15 protein-coding genes are annotated in these 18,270 nt (G+C 70.4%); 10 read left to right on the top strand and 5 right to left on the bottom strand.

The features are described 5' to 3' along the window. Nucleotides 1-104 precede the first annotated feature (104 nt). The 3 genes from ABT288_RS45090 to ABT288_RS45080 form a co-directional block, all read right to left on the bottom strand. Nucleotides 105-1,556, bottom strand: a complete 1,452-nt coding sequence (locus ABT288_RS45090) for an NF041680 family putative transposase (RefSeq protein WP_502972992.1) — start codon at nucleotides 1,554-1,556, stop codon at nucleotides 105-107. A gap of 260 nt (nucleotides 1,557-1,816) precedes the next feature. Then, complete coding sequence (locus ABT288_RS45085; RefSeq protein ID WP_351621395.1) at nucleotides 1,817-2,794, bottom strand: TRM11 family SAM-dependent methyltransferase; 978 nt, start codon at nucleotides 2,792-2,794, stop codon at nucleotides 1,817-1,819. Nucleotides 2,795-2,818: 24 nt separating this feature from the next. Continuing rightward, a complete protein-coding gene (locus ABT288_RS45080; RefSeq protein WP_351621392.1) occupies nucleotides 2,819-3,475 on the bottom strand; it encodes a hypothetical protein in 657 nt (218 codons plus the stop codon). A 467-nt stretch (nucleotides 3,476-3,942) separates the two neighbouring features. Between ABT288_RS45080 and ABT288_RS45075 the strand changes: the two genes are divergently transcribed. The 10 genes from ABT288_RS45075 to ABT288_RS45030 all read left to right on the top strand — a co-directional run bounded on the left by ABT288_RS45075 (nucleotide 3,943) and on the right by ABT288_RS45030 (nucleotide 16,776). After that, nucleotides 3,943-4,731 carry a hypothetical protein gene (locus tag ABT288_RS45075; protein ID WP_351621389.1) on the top strand — a complete coding sequence of 263 codons (789 nt, stop codon included), beginning with the start codon at nucleotides 3,943-3,945 and terminating at the stop codon, nucleotides 4,729-4,731. A gap of 339 nt (nucleotides 4,732-5,070) precedes the next feature. Continuing rightward, nucleotides 5,071-5,448, top strand: a complete 378-nt coding sequence (locus tag ABT288_RS45070; protein ID WP_351621386.1) for a pilin — start codon at nucleotides 5,071-5,073, stop codon at nucleotides 5,446-5,448. 371 nt (nucleotides 5,449-5,819) lie between these two features. Next, complete coding sequence (locus ABT288_RS45065) at nucleotides 5,820-7,442, top strand: TrbL/VirB6 family protein (RefSeq protein WP_351621397.1); 1,623 nt, start codon at nucleotides 5,820-5,822, stop codon at nucleotides 7,440-7,442. A gap of 6 nt (nucleotides 7,443-7,448) precedes the next feature. Further along, nucleotides 7,449-8,402, top strand: coding sequence for a PrgI family protein (locus ABT288_RS45060; RefSeq protein WP_351621383.1), 954 nt, complete (start codon nucleotides 7,449-7,451; stop codon nucleotides 8,400-8,402). Beyond that, nucleotides 8,399-10,246: a VirB4 family type IV secretion system protein gene (locus ABT288_RS45055; protein ID WP_351621380.1), complete on the top strand. Its 1,848-nt coding sequence runs from the start codon at nucleotides 8,399-8,401 to the stop codon at nucleotides 10,244-10,246. The genes ABT288_RS45060 and ABT288_RS45055 overlap by 4 nt, the downstream gene beginning before the upstream one ends. Continuing rightward, on the top strand, nucleotides 10,243-12,648 hold the full coding sequence (locus ABT288_RS45050; RefSeq protein WP_351621377.1) for a type IV secretory system conjugative DNA transfer family protein: 2,406 nt from the start codon (nucleotides 10,243-10,245) through the stop codon (nucleotides 12,646-12,648). The genes ABT288_RS45055 and ABT288_RS45050 overlap by 4 nt, the downstream gene beginning before the upstream one ends. A gap of 48 nt (nucleotides 12,649-12,696) precedes the next feature. Beyond that, the gene (locus tag ABT288_RS45045; RefSeq protein WP_351621374.1) at nucleotides 12,697-13,686 is read left to right on the top strand and encodes a replication-relaxation family protein; all 990 of its coding nucleotides are present in this window, start codon (nucleotides 12,697-12,699) and stop codon (nucleotides 13,684-13,686) included. Next, nucleotides 13,683-14,621 carry a C40 family peptidase gene (locus tag ABT288_RS45040; protein ID WP_351621371.1) on the top strand — a complete coding sequence of 313 codons (939 nt, stop codon included), beginning with the start codon at nucleotides 13,683-13,685 and terminating at the stop codon, nucleotides 14,619-14,621. The genes ABT288_RS45045 and ABT288_RS45040 overlap by 4 nt, the downstream gene beginning before the upstream one ends. Continuing rightward, nucleotides 14,618-15,505 carry an extensin gene (locus tag ABT288_RS45035; RefSeq protein WP_351621368.1) on the top strand — a complete coding sequence of 296 codons (888 nt, stop codon included), beginning with the start codon at nucleotides 14,618-14,620 and terminating at the stop codon, nucleotides 15,503-15,505. Before ABT288_RS45040 ends, ABT288_RS45035 begins: the two co-directional genes overlap by 4 nt. A gap of 377 nt (nucleotides 15,506-15,882) precedes the next feature. Then, the gene (locus ABT288_RS45030) at nucleotides 15,883-16,776 is read left to right on the top strand and encodes a hypothetical protein (protein ID WP_351621365.1); all 894 of its coding nucleotides are present in this window, start codon (nucleotides 15,883-15,885) and stop codon (nucleotides 16,774-16,776) included. Between the two features lie 322 nt (nucleotides 16,777-17,098). Here ABT288_RS45030 and ABT288_RS45025 read toward each other — a convergent pair whose 3' ends face one another. Next, complete coding sequence (locus ABT288_RS45025) at nucleotides 17,099-17,590, bottom strand: protein NO VEIN domain-containing protein (protein ID WP_351621362.1); 492 nt, start codon at nucleotides 17,588-17,590, stop codon at nucleotides 17,099-17,101. A 43-nt stretch (nucleotides 17,591-17,633) separates the two neighbouring features. Further along, nucleotides 17,634-18,116, bottom strand: coding sequence for a hypothetical protein (locus tag ABT288_RS45020; RefSeq protein ID WP_351621360.1), 483 nt, complete (start codon nucleotides 18,114-18,116; stop codon nucleotides 17,634-17,636). Between the last annotated feature and the right edge of the window lie 154 nt (nucleotides 18,117-18,270).

The following is an 18,270-nucleotide window of genomic DNA, read 5'->3' as shown; positions in this document are numbered from 1 at the left end:
GGGAGCGACGGGACGACATCCATGAAGCCTTCCTCGGGCTCGCTACATGTCTCATCACCTACAGACACGTCCGACGCCTTTGTTAGGACCTCTAACCTTGATCATTAACCTCGCTGCTGTTTCAGGCGCACATGTTCGGTGAGGGTTTCGATTCGTTTCACGGTCTTCCCGGGCTCGTGACGTGGGGCTGACCTGCGGTTCTTCGAGCCGGGTGGGCGTCCGGGTCCGGGCTTGGAGGGTCTGGGCACGCTGGCGGGACGAGCGGTCTTCACGCGGAGGTGGCGGAACCCCCGGCGGACTCGGGCCGGGGTAAGCCGACGTGGCTCGCTGGGCCGTTCCCAGGGCCGGCGCAGGTCCTCGGCGAGGGGACGGGCGAGGCGGAGTTGGGTGTGGGCGGCGATGATCAGCCACGTCCACAGGTCGGCCGTGTGCGGATCGCGGACCTTGGGGACGGTCCAGCCCAGGGTCTGTTTGAACAGCCGGAAGGTGTGTTCAAGATCGAATCTGCGGAGGAACGCCTGCCAGCGCACATCGACGTCTGCGCCGGTCATCCCGGTGCGCGAGGACCACAGCCACACCGGCTTCGGGTCACGGTCACCGGGCAGGTACTCGACCTTCAACCGGACCAACGTGCCGTGGATCAAGGGGAGTTCACCGCAGTGGTCGAGCCAGGGGCCACGGGCCTGCAGGCGGGGGTGCATCCGGTCCCAGGCGAGGGCTTCGGCCGTGCCGTAGCGGGTGGTGCCGCACGTCGTGGCCTGGTCGGGGGTGTGCCAGGACTCCGGCTTGGAGAAGGTGAGGACGCCACCGTGCTTGCGGGGCTGTCCGCCACGCGGGGTGGAGCGGCGCGGGCCGGCATCCCGGAGCATGACCCGGTCCGACCGGAGCCGGCCGACCAGCTCGACGGGCAGGTCGGCCAGGACGTAGGCGAGGCGGGTGACGTCGTAGCCGGTGTCCATGACGACGAGGATGTCCGCGTCGCCCGGCCGCCACTGCCCGGCGTGCACCAGCCGGGTGACCACCTCGCGCAGCTGGGTGGCGGTCACCTCGGTGGCATCGTCACACGGCCCCAGCCGGATCGCGTCCAGTATGGCCGTCCAGGACGTGCGTCCCGTCTCCAGCGCGGCGACGAAGGAGTAGGGCCAGCCGGGGATGAACTGATCCGCGCTGCGGCCCCGCCCGTAGACGTGGCAGAACAGCAGCTCCGGGCTGGTGGGGGCGTCGGGACGCAGCCAGTTGCTCACATCCACCGCGAGCACGATCCGCCCGTCGGCGGCACGCGGCAGCGGCGTGGAGGCAAGCAGCCTGCGCAGGCGCCGCGGCTCCAGCCAGCCATGATTGACCGCGTCGTACATCGCTCCGTGCCCACGCCGGTGCTCGGCCGTGAGCGTCAACTCGACCAGCGACGTCACCGGGCCGTCCGAGCACAGCACCGCGTCGGTGAGCTCGAAGAGCACATCCGCCCGGGTGTAGAGGCAGTCGTAGAACCCGACACGAAAGTGGGACAGGACGCCCAACGCGGCGTCAACGGACTGTTCAGCGGCGAGACTCTTCACCAGCGGCCGTTCCTTCACGCGACGTTGCTCGACACCTCGAAGCGTGAAGAACGGCCGCCCTGCTGTCCCGGGAACAAACCAAGATCAGCAGGTCAGGTGAACGGCGGAGGTTAAACGCCAAGCTAAGCCACAGTAGCGGCCCGTCCAACCGGCAGCGGTTGTGGTCTGACTGACTCAGAAGGTCGTTTGGGGCCTGGCGATCCACCGATTGCTGGGCAGCAGAATTGCCTCAACGAGTTGTGGTCGGTCCGTCAGACGGGTCAGTGGCGGCCACAACCAGCTTGCGTTCTGTGGGTACAGAAACGACAAACGCCTTCGATGGCGTGTGACCGGGCCGCTCGGCTTCCGCACCGTGGCCTGCTCAACCTCAACGTGCCCTCGCACCCTCTGTTCGGGGTGACCTGCTTGGCGAAGATGAGGACGTCCTCGTGCTGGATCACCGCGAGCGGGATGCCCTGGCGGCGAGCGTCGCGGACGTTCTTCATCTGGAAGAACGACGGCCTGATGATCAGACGGCTGTCGCGGATGCCCGCGAGGAGAGCCACGCAGCGTTCGGTGGGAGTGAGTCCGGCGGCTTTCCCGGCGGCGAGGACTGCCGAAGGCAAGTCGATGAGTTCGCCGCGTTCGCGCCACGGGCGGGTAGTGACCACGACGGTGCCGCCAGGCCGCAGCATCAAACGGCACTGGGCGAGGATCTCGGTGAAGGCGTCCAGGAGCCGGTCGGTGGTGACATGGGCGAGGTTGGAGGGGTCGTGGCTGTATCGGTAGTCCCTCTTGACCACACCGCGTTCGCCGGTCTCGCGGGTGGAGCGGACCTGCCCGTGCACGGAGCTTCCGTACGGCGGTGAGGTGACTACGAGGTCCACCTCGCCGTGGAGGGCGGCGGGGATGAGCTGGGTGAGTTTTCGGGCGTCGCCGCAGTACACGACGCCGGCGCTGGTGCCATGTTCCCGGGTGGCGGAGGCAGCGTTGAGGCGTGCGAGATCGGCCCATTTCAGTTCGTATTCGACGCCGAGGGCACTGCGGCCGAGGTGGATGGCTTCGACGAGGGTGGTGCCGATGCCGCACATCGGGTCGAGGACCAGGTCGCCGGGGCGGGTGTAGGTGGCGATGGCGTGGGCGGCGATCAGCGGGAGCATCTTGGCGGGGTGGGCGGCCGAGCCGGGCACGTAGCGGCCCTTGCGCTGCGCTGGGGCGGAGGTGGGAGCGGTGTTCCACACCGAGAGGGGGATGGACACGGCGGTGTCTCCTGTTTCCCTGGTCTAGGCGTGGCGGATCGTGGACAGGGCGATCAGGTCGCAGTGCGCGACGCCACGGGAGATGTCCGCGGGAACGACGGGGACAAGGTGGTCGCCGACCGGGTGGGCGTAGGCGACGACGATGTGCTGGAGGTAGCGGAAGCCGGCGGTGCGGGCGGAAGCGATCAGTGTCCCCAGCGGATCGGTGAGGTGACCGGCCTGCCGGCGCTGGCGGGTGGCGAGCAGCAGAAGTCCGTAGTCGGGGAGGAGTCGGTGGGCGCGGTGGAAGAAGTCGGGCCAGCTGTCCTCAAGTGCACTGGGCAGCCCGCTTGGGTCGGACGGCAGGTCGTCGGTGGGAACGGGGAGGGTGTCGGGGTGGAGTTCGGCCAGCAGGAGGAAGGGCTTCTTCGCGCCGTCCTCGTGGTCGGTCGGGGTGGTGAAGGGGGTGGTGGGGATGCGGGCGTCCATGCCCGGTGCCGTGTCCCGGATGGCGATCTTGAGGAGTGGGGCGGGCCGGTCGGCGGGGCGGCCGACGAAGTCGGTGCGGATCTTGTCGAGGGCCCAGGCGGGCAGTACTGCGCCCGGGATGGGAGCGGCGTTGGGCTCGTCCGGGGCGGGGAGCCATACGGTCGTCGGCAGCAGGTGGGCGGTACGACGGCGGCGAGCAATGGGGTTCGGCATGGGCTGAGCGGCGCCCGGGAGAGGGGTCCGGCCGTGCTCGTGCTGACGTGGGTAATAGGGACGCGCTGGCTGATCTTCGCCATTGCCTTATGGGTGTTCGATCTCCTTAGCGGTCGCTCCGCGTGCGCGGCGGGCACCGCGGCCCGTCCTCGGCGGGTATCGCGTTGACGCAGGTGACCTTCCGTGCGAGCCAGTCGCGTGCCATCTGCGAGCCACTACCGAACCACCGAGGGTGAGCCCCATGACGGCGATCAGATCGTGGCCGAAAAGTTCCGTGTTCGAATCGCACTGCTCCGTCTGAGGCGGCGTCCCAGCCCCTCCCGGCAGCAACAGAGCCAAGCCATCGCACAGGCCGGTCCATTCGACCGGCGGTGACGCGGCACTGGCGTGTGGGTGGGCCGAGGGTGACACGGGGGCCTGGGAGGGGTGGCGGCGGAAGTCGTCCACACCGTCACGGGAGATGCGCCATGCACCACCGTCACCCCGCCTACCGTCCCACCGCCCACCGGGAGAGGACCCTGCGTTCCCCGCTCGGAGAGCTGGAACAGACGTTCCTCGCCCTGGCCCATGGGGCCGAGCCCCTCACCTTGCCCGCGCACCTGGTCTGCGACGAACCCGACCGTGCGGCCTGGCCGGTCGACCGGATCCGCACTCACCTGGCCCACCCCTCCACCCGCGCCGACTTGCGCGAGCAGACCTGGCGCGAGGTGGTCCGGCGAGCCAACGCCCTCGGCGAACCGTGGGATGTGGTCGCCGTGGCCATGACCGTGCCGGTGCTGCGCCGGATGCTTGCCCGGCTCGGCCGCCCCGTCCATCTGGAGCGTGCCGAGGCCGAGCAGGAGGCGCTGGCCGCCGTCGCCACGGCCCTGCGCACGGTGGACCCCGGCGTGGAGCGGCTGGACCGGGAACTGTTCAGCGCCGCCGACCGCGCCGTGCACCGGCTGGTGTACGCAGCACGCCGCCACGCCACCCGCGAAACCGGCGCGCATGCCGTTCCGCTCGACCACCTGTGCTCCACGTCCCAGGCGGATCACGGTGAGCCGGTGGACGAGCTAACGGTGCTGGCCCGAGCCGTACAAGCCCGTGTTGTCGACGTGGCGGAGGCGCGCCTGATCGCCCGTACCCGCCTCGATGGCGAACCCATGAGCCAGCTCGCGGCCGAGCGCGGGGTGAGCGTGCGCCAGCTCTACCGTCACCGCAGCGCCGCCGAGCAGCACTTGACCGCATATTTGCGACGCCGGCTCGAGAGCCTGTAGGGCGCCCGATTGGGTGAACCCCGATGGCTGGATGTCAATTCCAGCCAGCGACGCCTCTATTCACGAGTGACGGCGGCCCAGCCCGGCTTCGGACGAAGCCGCCAGCTCAGCTCCGGGGCGGCGGCCGACGCCCCGGGCCGGGCGCCGCACGGCGCGCGGTGAGCACGACCGTCTCGTGCTGACACCCGAGAAACCCGTTCCGTCGCACCTCGAAGGAGGCCGGCCCCGGGCCCAGGGTTCTGCTCACCGCGGGCCTGCGTCTCCCGTGCCTCCGGGCGCTCTCTCTCCTCCCACCGGTTTCCGTCCTGTCCGGCTGTGTGCCCTTGGAGGTTTGCTGCCATGTTCGCAAGGCTCCGTCGGCCGTACCGGCCGGTGGTCCGGTGCCTCGGCCGGTGGTTCTTCCGGCTGGGGTTCGTCGCGGCCTGCACCGCTTGGGCGCTGTTGGTGGATCCGCCGTACGTGTGGGCAGTCGCGGACATCCCGACCGTCATCACGAATCTGCGGAACTGGATCATTGGCATCCTCGCCGGGCTCGCCACCCTGTTCCTGACCTTCGGCGGGCTGCGCTACCTGATGGCCGGCGGCGATCCCGGTGAAGTAGAGGCCGCCAAGCGCGGGTTGAAGGCTGCAGCGATCGGGTACGGGCTGGCGATCCTGGCCCCGGTGATTGTGACGGTGCTGCAGGGCATCGTCGGTGCGGGCGAGGGCAAGCGGTGATGCGCATCCGGCATTCGGGCCGTGCCTTGCCGCTGTTGTTCCTGGCTGCTCTCGGCGTGGTTCCGCTTGCCCAGACGGACTCCGCGTATGCCATGAGTACGGTTGCCTTCGCCCCGGCAGCCCCGGGTCCGCCTCAACCCGAACCGCAGCCCGCGCCCGGCCCCGAAGCTTCTTCTCCCGCGCCTGAGCCCGGACCGAGGCCGGATCCCACACCCGGAGCCACGCCACCTCCGGGCCACCCCGCGCCGAAACCGAAACTGCACGCCTCCCCCGAGCCGACTCCGGGAGCCAGCCCTTCGGCGTGCGAGGCCGCTGGCGTCGGATGCGACAAGGCGACCGGCTGGGGCTTCCTCGACATCCCCGGCGTGATCATGAACGCGGTCACCTCGTTCCTCGGCACGCTGATCGAGCAGATCATGAAGCCAGCCCGCGAGTTCCTCGCCGACACCTTGCTGGCCACCCCCGATGTCACCAAGCACGCCGACATCAAGCGGCTGTGGACCTGGATGCTGAGTATCACCGCCGGGATCTACGTGCTGTTCGTGAGCGCGGGCGGCATCACGGTCATGGGCTACGAGACCGTACAGAACCGCTACTCCCTGCAGCAGATCGCCCCGCGCCTGCTATTGGGGATGGTTGCGGCGGCTTCGTCGCTGACCGTGATGGGCAAGGCGATCAGCCTGTCCAATGCCCTCGCCCACGCGATCATGGCCACCGACATGGCGGACGCCGGGCAGGGCATGGTCGAACGCGTCCTGCCCTTCGTGTTGTTCGGCGCTCCAGGGCTGCAGCTGTACCTGCTCATCCTGGCGATCGTGACAACGGCGCTGGCGCTCGCGGTGCTGATCGGCTTCATGGTCCGCGTCGCGGTGATGGCGCTCCTGGCCGCCTTTGCGCCGCTGATGCTGGCGTGTCACGCCCATCCGCTGACCGATCCGGTCGCCCGTCTGTGGTGGCGGGGTCTGGCCGGATGCCTGACCATCCAGGTCGCCCAGTCGATGACGTTCATCCTCGCTTTGAAGCTGTTCTTCGCCCCCGGCACCACCGCCCTGGGCATCCCCAAATCCGACCAGCTGGGCACGATGCTCGCCGGAGTGGCCCTCTTCTGGGCACTGTTCAAGATTCCCGGCTGGACGCTGCAGGTCGTCCTGCGCGGCACCCCCGTGCACCATCCGCACGCACCCACCGGGCTGCGGATGCTCAGGCACTTGGCGATGTACCGACTCATGGACCACTACCTGCCGGGTATGAACCTGCTGCGTCGCCGCCCGGGCGGCGGTGGGGGCGCCGGATCGCCTCTGGGCCATGGCAGGCCCGGCGGTGGCGGAGGTGGCGGTGGTGGCCGTCCGGGACGGGGCGGAGGTGGCCCCCGTGGGGGCCGACCGCCCGCCGCAGGATCCGGGCATGGGGGTGTGCGAGGGCGGGGCAGGGGCCTGCTGGCCCGCGGCCGAGCGGTCCTCACTCATCCCGTTGGCCACCGGGGAGCAACGGCTCACTCCCCCGGTGCACCAGCCGGGCCAGGCACGGGCCGCGTCGGCGGCGCTGGTGCGCATCCGGCTTCCGCCGCAGCCGGCGCTCCTGGCCCCGTTGCCCGACCGGGCGAGGCTGCCCAGCGCCGCGGGCCCGGGGCGGCTTCTCCCGTCCGTACACCGAGAGGTCCCCGCGCTGTGCTCCACCCCGCCCAGGCCCGCCAGACCCGACAACTGGCGCTGCCCGTCGCCGCCCCACGCACTCCCACCCGACCGCCGAGGCCCACCCAACTGTGGCTGCCCATCCACGCCGAGCGCGCCTCGGCATCGTCCCCAGCCGCCCGCGCTGCGCCCGCTGCGTCTGCGCCAGTGGCCCGCACCGTGCCCGCGCCACCGCCAGTGGTTCGGCCGGCCCGCGCCGCCCGATCGCGCCAGCTGGCCTTGCCCATTCCCGCCCGCCGCGTCCACGTCCGGCCGCCGCGCCCCATGCAGCTGCGCCTGCCCCTCGAACCACCACAGAGGTAACCCCGTATGCATCCATCCGATGAGGCGGCAGACGCCCCCTACACCACCGCCCGCATTCCGGCCGACATCTCCCGCCCCGACCGCCTTTTGGGTCCCTTCACCGCCCGGCAGACGGCCATCCTCGCGATCGCGGCGCTCGTGCTGTACGGCGGCTGGTGGGCCACACGCCCCTTCATGACACCGCTCGCGTACGCGGTCCTCGTCATCCCGATCGCCGGGGCAGTAGCCGCCCTCGTAGTCGGCCGCCGAGAGGGAATCGGCCTCGACCGCTTCCTACTCTGCGCGCTCGCCCACGCCCGCGCGCCGAAACGCCAGGTACACGCCCCCGAAGGCGTGCCACCCCTGCCAACAACCGTTCCCGGCCGCTGGGCCACAGCCGCAGGCCCGCCTCCGGCCCCAATGCGCATGCCGTACAACGGCATCACCGCTGACGCAGTGCTCGACCTGCACCGTGAGGGAAAGGCGGCCCTGGCCACCTGCTCCACGGTCAACTTCGAACTGCGCTCACCTGCCGAGCAGCAGAGCCTGACCGCAGCGTTCGCCCGCTGGCTCAACTCACTGACCGGACCCACCCAGCTGCTGGTGCGCTGCCACCGCATCAACCTCGCCCCACTCGCCGACACCCTGCAACAGGACGCCGCCGCACTACCGCACCCCGCGCTGGAACGCGCCGCCCGCGCGCACGCCGACTTCCTCGCCGACCTCGCCGGCGGCGGCAACCTGCTCGGCCGGCAGATCGTGCTGGTCGCCCGCGAAGAAGCCGCAGCACCGGGAATGCGAGGCCACGCGGGCGAAGGGCGGGTGCGTCAGCGCGTGGCCGAGGCTGCCCACGCGCTGACCACCGCGGAGATCACCGTCACGCCACTGGACGCCGAGCAAAGCGCCGAGCTGCTCCGAGCGGCCAGCAACCCGGACACCCCCACCCCGATCGAGGACGGATCGGAAGGTGACCTCGTATGACCCGGCTTCGCTACCGTCCCCGGCGCGTCGCTGCCGACGCACCGACGGTTGACGGCGCCCACCTGCTGGATGTGGCAGGTCCCGAGGCAATCGAGGTGCATGCTCGTGCCCTGGCCATCGGCGCGCACGTGGCCACCACGCTGGTGGTCACCGGCTACCCGGCCGAGGTCACCCCCGGCTGGCTCGCACCACTGCTGAACTTCCCCGGCCACCTCGACATCGCCCTGCACATCGAGCCCGTACCCAACGCAGTCGCCGCTGCCGGGCTGAAGAAGCAGCGGGCCCGCCTGGAGTCCGGCCGCCGCACCGGCTTCGACAAGGGCCACCTGGACGATCCCGAGGTGGAGGCCGCCGCAGCAGATGCCGCTGAACTCGCCTACCGGATCGCCCGGGGCGAGGGAAAGCTCTTCCATGTCGCCCTCTACCTGACCGTGCATGCCCCGGACGAGGACAGCCTGGCAGAGCAGGCCGCCGCCGTTCGGGCTATCGCCGAGTCCCTGCTCATGACCATCGCCCCCGCCACCTACCGGGCCCTGCCCGGCTGGCTCGCGACCCTCCCCCTGGGCATCGACACGCTCAAGATCCGCCGTACCTTCGACACCGCCGCGCTCGCCGCCTGCTTCCCCTTCACCAGCCCAGATCTGCCGATCACCACCGACCAGGACGGCATCGCCTCGGGGGTGCTCTACGGTCTCAATGCGGTCTCCGGAGCGCCCGTGCTGTGGGACCGCTTCGCGCAGGACAACTACAACTCCATCACTCTGGCCCGCTCCGGCGCCGGGAAGTCCTACCTGACCAAACTGGAACTGCTGCGGCTGCTGTTCACAGGCGTGACTGCCTCGGTCATCGATCCGGAGGACGAGTACGTCCGACTCGCCGAAACCGTCGGCGGGCGCGTCATCGCGCTCGGCGCCGACGGCGTACGCCTCAACCCCTTCGACCTCCCCGCAGCAACGGATAGCAACGAGGATGTCCTGACGCGGCGCGTGCTGTTCCTGCACACCTTCCTCGCCGTCCTGCTGACCAGCGACCTGACCGCGGCCGAGAAGGCAGTCCTGGACCGCGCCATTCTCGCCACCTACACACGCGCCGGGATCACCACAGACCCCCACACCTGGCAGCGCACCCCGCCGACCCTCGCCGACCTCGGCACCGTCCTGGCTGAGGACGGAAGCGAAGCGGCATCTGATCTCGCCAACCGGCTCACACCGTTCACCACCGGCTCGCACGCACAGCTGTTCAACGGCCACAGCACCGCCTCCACCACCGGGCACCTCGTCGTGTTCGCGCTGCGTCAGCTACCCGAAGAGGTCAAGGGACCGGCCATGCTGCTCGCGCTGGACGCGATCTGGCGGCAGGTCACTCACCGAACACGACCGGGCCGGCACCTGGTCGTGGTGGACGAGGCGTGGCTGCTGATGCGCGACGGCGCCGGCGCCGGCTTCCTGTTCCGCATGGCCAAGGCCGCCCGTAAACGCTGGACCGGCCTTGCGCTGGTGACCCAGGATGCCGACGACGTCCTCGCCTCCCCGCTCGGGCGGGCCATCGTCTCCAACGCGGCCACCCAGATCCTGCTCCGCCAGGCCCCGCAAGCCATCGACACCATCAACGACAACTTCCATCTCTGCCACGGCGAGCGGGAATTCCTGCTCACCGCGACACGCGGCGAGGCCCTGCTGCTGACCGGGGACCGCCGCCACAAGGTGGCGCTGATCAGCGTCGCGGCACCGGGCGAGCACGAAGTGATCACGACGGATCCGGGCGAACTCGCATCCCGCTATCTGGCAGGCGAGGATCCCGATGCCGATGACGCCTCTGGTGACGAGGCGGGATGGGAGTCATGACGGCGCACCTCCCATACGCCACCTCAACGCCGGGCGGGCCCCTGGTGGATTTCCTTACTGACCCAGGCGGTTTCTGGATCACGATCAGCGGCCACGGCGTCGGCTGGCTCGGGGTCCACGCTCCCGTCCTGGCTCCGTGCGCGGCTGTCGCCGCAGCCAGTGGTTCGGCGCTGAGGTATCGCGTGCGCCTGTGGCACGAGCGACGCCTCGCCCAGAGCGCACGCTGCGTGGAAATCCTCGCGCCGCCCACGGTCGCGCCCCGGGGCGGTGAAGTGCTGTGGGCCCAGCTCGCCGGTCTCCTGCGCCCCTGGTGGCGCCGGATTGCCACCGGCCAGCCCCACCTCGCCTTCGAATACACCTGGTCCCACACCGGGCTGTCCATCCGGCTGTGGCTGCCCGGAACCGTGCCGCTGGGCCTGGTACGCCGCGCCGTCGAGGCCGCCTGGCCCGGCGCCCACACCCGCGTCACCGAGCCCGCTCCGCTCCTCCCGCCCGGCCACACCGTGACCGCCGGGCGCCTGCGCTCCGCCCGTCCCGACGTGATGCCGCTACGCACCGACCACAACAGCGACCCACTTCGGGCGCTGCTCCAGGCCGCCACCGGCATGAGCGAAGACGAGACCGCGTGCGTCCAGATCCTGGCCCGCCCCGCCACCGGCAGCGCATGGCGCAGGGCCCGCCGCCAGGCCCGACGGCTGAAAGCTGGCCACACGCCCGCCCGGCCGCTCGCCCTGGCCGTGTTCCTCCTCCACCGCACCCAGCCCGCCGCCACCGGCAAACAGGACCCCGAACACGGCGCCGCTGTACGTCAATCGGCCACGAAGCTCTCCGGCCCGCAGTGGCAGTGCGTCCTCACCTACGCCGCCACTTGCTCCACCAAAGCCGAGCGTGCCGAGGACGTGGCGCGCGGCCGGGCGCACGCGCTCGCGTCCGCGTTCGGCCTGTATGCCGACCGCAACTACCTCGTGCGGACCCGCCTGCGTCATCCCGAGCCGCATCTGAGCGGCCGGTGTTTCCCGTTCGCTCGGCCGGCGCTGCTGTCGGTGCCGGAACTCGCCGCTCTGGCCCACCTTCCCGCCGACGCGGACGCGCCCGGCCTCCAGCGGGCCGGAGCCCGCTCCGTGCTGCCCCCGCCTTCCGTCCCCGAACCCGCGCCCGGCAACGGGGTCAAGCCCCTCGGTGTCGCCGACTCCGGTGCCCGCCGCCGCGTCGGCCTCCCGGTCACCGACGCCCGCCACCACCTCCATGTCATGGGCGCGACCGGCTCCGGCAAATCCACCCTCATCGCCAACCTCGTCCTCGACGACGTACGCCACCACCGCGGCGTCATCGTCATCGACCCCAAGGGCGACCTGGTCACCGACCTCCTGGACCGGCTCCCCGACACCTGCGCCGAACGGCTGGTCCTCATCGACCCCGACGACCCGTACACCCCACCCTGCCTGAACGTCCTCGACGGCGCGGACATCGACGTCGTCACAGACAACATCACCGGCATCTTCCGCCGGATCTTCACCGCCTTCTGGGGACCACGCACCGACGACGTGATGCGCGCCGCGTGCCTGACCCTGCTCAAACACCGAGAGCGCACCCGCCAGCTGGTCACCCTCGCCGACGTCCCCCGCCTCCTGAGCGAGTCCGCCTACCGGCTGCGCATCATCCCCGCGCTCAAGGACCCGGTGCTGCGCGGCTTCTGGGACTGGTACGAGTCCATGTCCGAGCCCTCCCGGGCGGCCGTGGTCGGCCCGGTGATGAACAAGCTGCGGGCCTTTCTGCTGCGTGACTTCGCCCGCCGCGCCATCGCCGCCGGCCCCTCCACCTTCGACCTCGCCAGCGTCCTCGACGGCGGCATCCTCCTCGCCCGCCTGCCCAAGGGAGCGCTCGGGGAGGAGACCGCCCGGCTACTGGGCTCGTTCATCGTCGCCGGCACCTGGCAGGCCGCCGCCGCCCGCGCCCGCACACCCGAACACGCCCGGATCGACGCCACGCTCAGCATCGACGAGGCACACAACTTCCTGACCCTGCCGTATCCGCTGGAGGACATGCTCGCCGAGGCACGCGGATACCGCCTGTCCATGCTGCTGGCCCACCAACACCTCGCCCAGCTCCCCCGCGACCTGCGCGAAGGCATCTCCGCCAACGCCCGCAACAAGATCTTCTTCAACGCCTCCCCGGAAGACGCGGGCGCCCTGGAACGGCACACGCTCCCGACGCTGGCCGCGCACGACCTCGCCCACCTCGGCCCCTACCAGGCCGCCGCCCACCTGCTCACCGGCGGCGCGGAGTCCGCCGCGTTCACCCTCACCACCCGCCCCCTGCCACCCCCGGTGCCCGGCCGGGCCAAGGACCTGCGGGCGGCAGCCGGCGGACGAACCGGCCCACGCCCAGCCACCCGTCCCTGATCCCCGCCCTCACCCCTGTTCTCCGTCTCCTCCTTGTGGTGATCTGTCATGCCCGCACTGCCCCGCCCCGCCATGAGCCCCGGCTCCCGCTACACCGCCCGTACCGCCACCACCCGGCCACGCCCGGCCCGCCACACCGATGTCGCCGCGCTCTCCCGTACCCTCACCTCCCGCGACCTCTGGCTGACACGGATGCTCCACGAACACCGCGTCCTGACCACCCACCAGATCGCCAGCCTCGCCTACACCTCCCTGCGCTCCGCCCAGCGCCGCCTGCGCACCCTGCACCAGCACGGCGTCCTCGACTCCTTCCGCCCGCTCACCCAGACCGGCTCCGCCCCCGAGCACTACACCCTCGGCCCCGCCGGCGCCGCCGTCCTCGCCGCCCACACCGGATGCGACCTCGCCAACCTCGGCTGGCGCCCCAGCCACACCGGCCGCATCGCCTACTCCCCCTCCCTCGGCCACGACCTCGGCGTCAACGAACTCCTCACCCTCCTCGCCGCCCATGGCCGCACCACCCCTGAAACCGGTCTTCCGCTCTGGCTGTCGGAGCGCTCCTGCGCCCGCCGCTGGGGCGACCTCGTCCGTCCCGACGCCTACGCGCACTGGCGCGACGGCGAGCACATGCTGCCGTTCTTCCTCGAATACGACACCGGCAGCCAGGCCCTCGCACGCGTCGAGGCCAAACTCGCCGGCTACGCCGCCTTCGCCACGACAGCCGGCGCCCGGCCGGCCCTGCTCATCCACACCCGCACCGCCTCCCGCGACCAAGGGCTGCGGCGCCGTCTCGCCGCTCCCGCGCGGGAGCTGAGCCTGCACGTCGCGACCTCGTCCGCGGACTTCACCACTACCGAGCCCTGGGGCCCCTGGTGGAGCCCGCTCGGTCCCGGAGACACCCGCCGCACCACCCTGACGAACCTGGCTGTCCGCTGGCCGGGGCTCGGCCCGGCTGCCGCACTGGAACCGACCGACGCCGACACCGGCCTCACCCTCCCCGTGCCCCCGCTCCCACCCGCCCCCGAGGTGGGAGCGTGAGCTCCCTGTTCGCCAAGGCCGCCACAGGCATCGGCTGCGCGGTCCTGGCCCTGCCGATGCTGCCCGCCCTCGCCATCGCTGCCCTGCTGGGCGGGCTGTCCTCCGGTGGCAGCGTGGCAGCCTCACCGAGCAAACAGGCGCTGGCGGACATCCCCGCGTACATGCTCGCCCTTTACCAGCGCGCCGCCCCCGAGTGCCCGGGCCTGTCCTGGACGATCCTCGCTGCGATCGGCAAGGTCGAGACCGACCACGCCCGCAACCCGGACATGGTCTCCTCGGCGGGCGCCGTCGGACCGATGCAGTTCCTGCCGTCCACCTTCCAGGCCTACGCCTACCCGGTGCCGGCGGGTGGCAGGGAGCCGCCCACGCCGTGGGACCCGGTGGACGCCGTCTACGCCGCCGCCCGGCTGCTGTGCGTCAACGGCGCGAAGAACGGCAATGACCTGCGGCACGCCATCTGGAGCTACAACCACTCTGACGCCTACGTGAACCAGGTCCTCAACATCGCCCACAGATACGAGGCCGCCGCCCCCGCCCCAACCGGAGCCGCCGCCAAGGCGATTGCCTTCGCCCGCGCCCAGCTCGGCACCCCGTACGTATGGGGAGGAGACGGCCCAGCCGACGGCGGCTTCGACTGCTCCGGCCTCACCCAGGCCGCCTACCATGCCGCCGGCATCACCATCCCTCGCGTCGCACAAGCCCAGTACGACGCGGGCCCCCGCCTCCCCAAGGGCACACAACTACTCCAGGGCGACCTGCTGTTCTTCGGCAACAGCCCGCAGGCCATCACGCACGTCGCCCTCTACACAGGCGCCGGGCAGGCCATCGACGCCCCACACCCCGGAGCCGTCGTCCGCCAAGGCCCCGCCCGCACCGACTCCCCCACCTTCCAAGGCGCGACACGGCCCTCGGTGCGAGAAAGCGGCGCCCGGTGAAGCAGATCGCGGCCCGTGAAGCCGTCGGCCTGCTGCGCACCATGACATGGGTGCTGTGCGCGGTCGGCCTCCTCGCCCTGGTCTTCACCACCGTCAACGTCACCCGCTTCGCCACCAGCCGGAACGTCCCGCTGCCCATCGCCATCCTCCTCGACCCGATGATCGGCACCGCGCTGGCCGGAGTCCTGTACGTGGACGCACGCCTGGCCTCCTGGGGGATCCGCCCACCGGCCTGGTCGACCGCGCTGCGCTGGAGCGCCGGCTGCACCGCCGCTCTCATGAACTCCTGGGAGAGCCTGTGGCCCGACGGACAGATCGGCTGGCCCCACCAGGCCGATCCAGCAGCTGTCCTCCTGCACCTGACTCCGGCGCTGCTCCTGATCGCCCTGACAGAAACGATCGCCGCCTACCGACGCACTATCACCGACCTCATGGAACGGATCGCCACCACCAGCCCTACCGGTCAGCACTCCCCGCCCGCTCTCAGCACGCCGCGATCGGCCCAGGAGACCAGCGCTCCCGGTACCGACCGTCCCGATCCACTCACCGCCTCAGACCCAAGCAACCGAACCAGTCCCTTGCCCGTTACGATCGGCATCCCCGCCACCACGGACACCAACCGCGAACGGCCCGACACGGGCCACGAGACACGCGACCATTCCGCGCTGGTGCCCGGTCCCCCACCAATCGACGAAATGGCGGCAGACGCCGACGTGTGGCCACGCGCCGTCGCGCTGCACGAGGCAGCACGCGCCACCACCGGGAAACCGATCAGCGTCTGGCGACTGCGCACCGATCTGCGCATCGGACCACGGCGCGCCCAACAGATCCGCGAGCAGCTCCTGGCACGCGATCACAACCCACCACCGCCCTCCGTTGATTGAACCGGCCGCCTGTCACACGATCGGTCACAGACCCCGGGCCGATCGGATCCGTTGGAAGGGGTGTTCAGGCCCCGCTCGGCCGATCGGCACACGCCCGACCCGAGGGCAGATCCAACGGTCGTATGGACCCTCTGACTTGGTCCGATGGGGAAGCGATCTGCCCGCTTGACTTCCCGCCGGAGCAGAGCGTCCATGGTCGTGGCCGACGCACTCGGCGGGCCACGGGGAATCCGTGAACCCGCCCATGCCATGGCCGTGTCCGCGCGGGAGACACGCGATGCGCACGCGCCCGCGAACATCCACGGTCCGCACCCCTGCGGTTCCGCCCTGGCCGGGGACCTCACCCACCCGCCTTCAGACGGAAGAGAGGCTCCCTCATGTCCGACGACTCCACCAACCGCACGCAGACGTTGCGTGCCGTACCCGACCCCGAACCACTGGCCCAGCTGAGCGTCGCCACCGGCGCCGTCTACGCCAAACTCGTCACCCTCACTGACGACGAAGGGGCCACGACGGCCGAACTCGCCCTCGCCGTCGGCCTGGGTCGCTCCACCACCGGCAAGGCCCTGGTCACCCTGGAGGAAAAAGGCCTGGCCATCCGCACCCCCGGCGGTCACGACGGCCCCCGCCGCACCCCCGACCGCTGGCGCGCCGCACCCGCCCCCTGGACCAGCAGCAGCAGTGACGGCGCCAGTGCGCAGGACGCCACGCCCACTGACTCGGAACCTTCCACCACCCACGCGTCCGAGTCACAAGCCAGCCACACGGACGACGAGAGCGCCCCAGCCGCCGCAACCACAACCGACATCGAGGAATCCAACACCGCTGACGAGGCAAGCGCCACCATCGCATCGGTAGCCGACGCACCGCACGACACCTCGCACCAGGACGACAAGCAGCCCGCCGAATACGTCGCGAAAGAAGCCGACGCACACCACACCGGCAGCAACGACGGCCCGAAGCCCGAGGACACACCCGAACCCGACCGGCAGTCAAACCCCGAACAGCCAAAGACGGCAACGGCGACCGCAGCCACCCCGCTGGGCGAAAGGAAGCGGCTCGCGCCCGGAGCGCTCCGCCAGCTGGTCATCGACCATCTGCGGGCACATCCCGACGGGGCATTCACCGCCACCAAGATCAGCCGAGTGATCGAGAAGTCCTCGGGGGCCATCGCCAACGCCTTGGACAAGCTGGTCAAGGACGGCATCGCCGAGCAGGTGAGCGACCGGCCGCGCACCTACCGCATGGCAACCCCGGACAGCAACGCGTAGCCGACCGACAGCAGCCAACCGGGCTGGGCCCCACGGGGTGGGAACCAGCCCGGTTGGATCTGCGCAGCAAGTTCGGGGTCCCCGACGGCGAATTGGGAGCGAGGTCTTCCGCTGGAGACGTGGCCCCCCCGATCGCATCCTCCGGACAGCCTGGAGCGATGACCAGGACTGGCCAGCGAGGCAATACATGCGTCGCATCGGCTCGCCGGTCTGATAGCGACGTCGACGGTGTCCGCTCCGATGTGTCGCGCTTGTGCATCGCCCCCTGAAAGCCGCTGGTCAGAGCCAGCACAACGCATCATCCATGCGGTTAGGAGGTAGGTCAGGGGAGACTGATCTGCTCCCCCAAGGCCAGCACGTCTTTCGGCATCGTGTGCCATACGCCTTCGTCGCTCACCCCGCGGGACTGGCCTTCCGGCAGATCACGAGCGGGAGTGATTAGCTCCCATGGCAGCCGGCGCGGCTCCCGGACCACGACCAGGACCGGTGTCGTCCGGCAGTCCAGTACCACGTACAGCCACCAGTCCGGCCCAAGGCCAAGCATTGCCTCCCGCTGCCGGTCAAGGAGCGAAACCGATGTGCTGCGCCCGCCCCTGCCCTTTACCTCGATCAATCGGGCGATGCTGCCATCCGGTTCACGCGACACCAAGTCGCACGTGAAGCTGCGAGCGCCAGGGTGGCGCCCTTCAACCCACTCTCCGACTTCCCCGATGAGTCCCGCAGGCCAGCCACCACCGACATCGGTGATTGTGCGGCCTTCTGATCGCTCGTAGCGGATCGCCAACTCAACGGCAGTACGCTCGGTCAGGTTCACGACCAGACGCCCCCTTGTGTCCTTCGCAGTGCCTGTTCCCGGATTACTCGGAGGGCTGCGGCCCCATCCGGCGGGCCATCCGTGCCGCCTGCGCCGGGGTCACCAGTTGCACCCTGCGGCGGAACATCCCCTTGACCACGAAGAAGCCCGAGAACTTCCCGTGCGGGCCGATCTCCCGGCACTCGTACAGGCCGTTCCCCGGGAGCGGCCATCCGTAAGGCTGGTTGCTGCCGCGGCTGAGGAATGTGCGCGCGTACACGTACTTCTCGTTCGTGCCGCGGATCTTGGCCACCCAACCGAATGAAATGTCGCAGATGAGTCGTTGCGGCGTGATGGACACCTCCGGAAACACCGCGACGGGGTCGGCAGTAGTGATGTCGATCGGGATGTCGAGCGCCGCTGTGGATGCCGCTTTCTGCTCGGGAGCGGCATGGCGCCTGCAGACGCCGGGGTGAGGGCCGATGCCGTACCACTCCATCAGGGGGTTCCGGCACGGGTTGCCCTTCAATGTCGTGCACTTGTTCATGCGCTTCCCCCCCCGGGCTTCTCGTGGCCCCCAGCCGCTCGTACACAGGACAGCGGCAGCTTAGACGTCGTCTCATTTGGTGAGTCTGCGGTAGCAGATGAGGCTGCAGGCGATGGCGGTGAAGGCCAGGAAGTGTTCGGCCTTGCGTTCGTAT

Source organism: Streptomyces sp. NPDC001093 (assembly GCF_040298985.1).
Lineage (GTDB): Bacteria > Actinomycetota > Actinomycetes > Streptomycetales > Streptomycetaceae > Streptomyces.
This window is presented reverse-complemented; position numbering and strand designations above follow the sequence as displayed.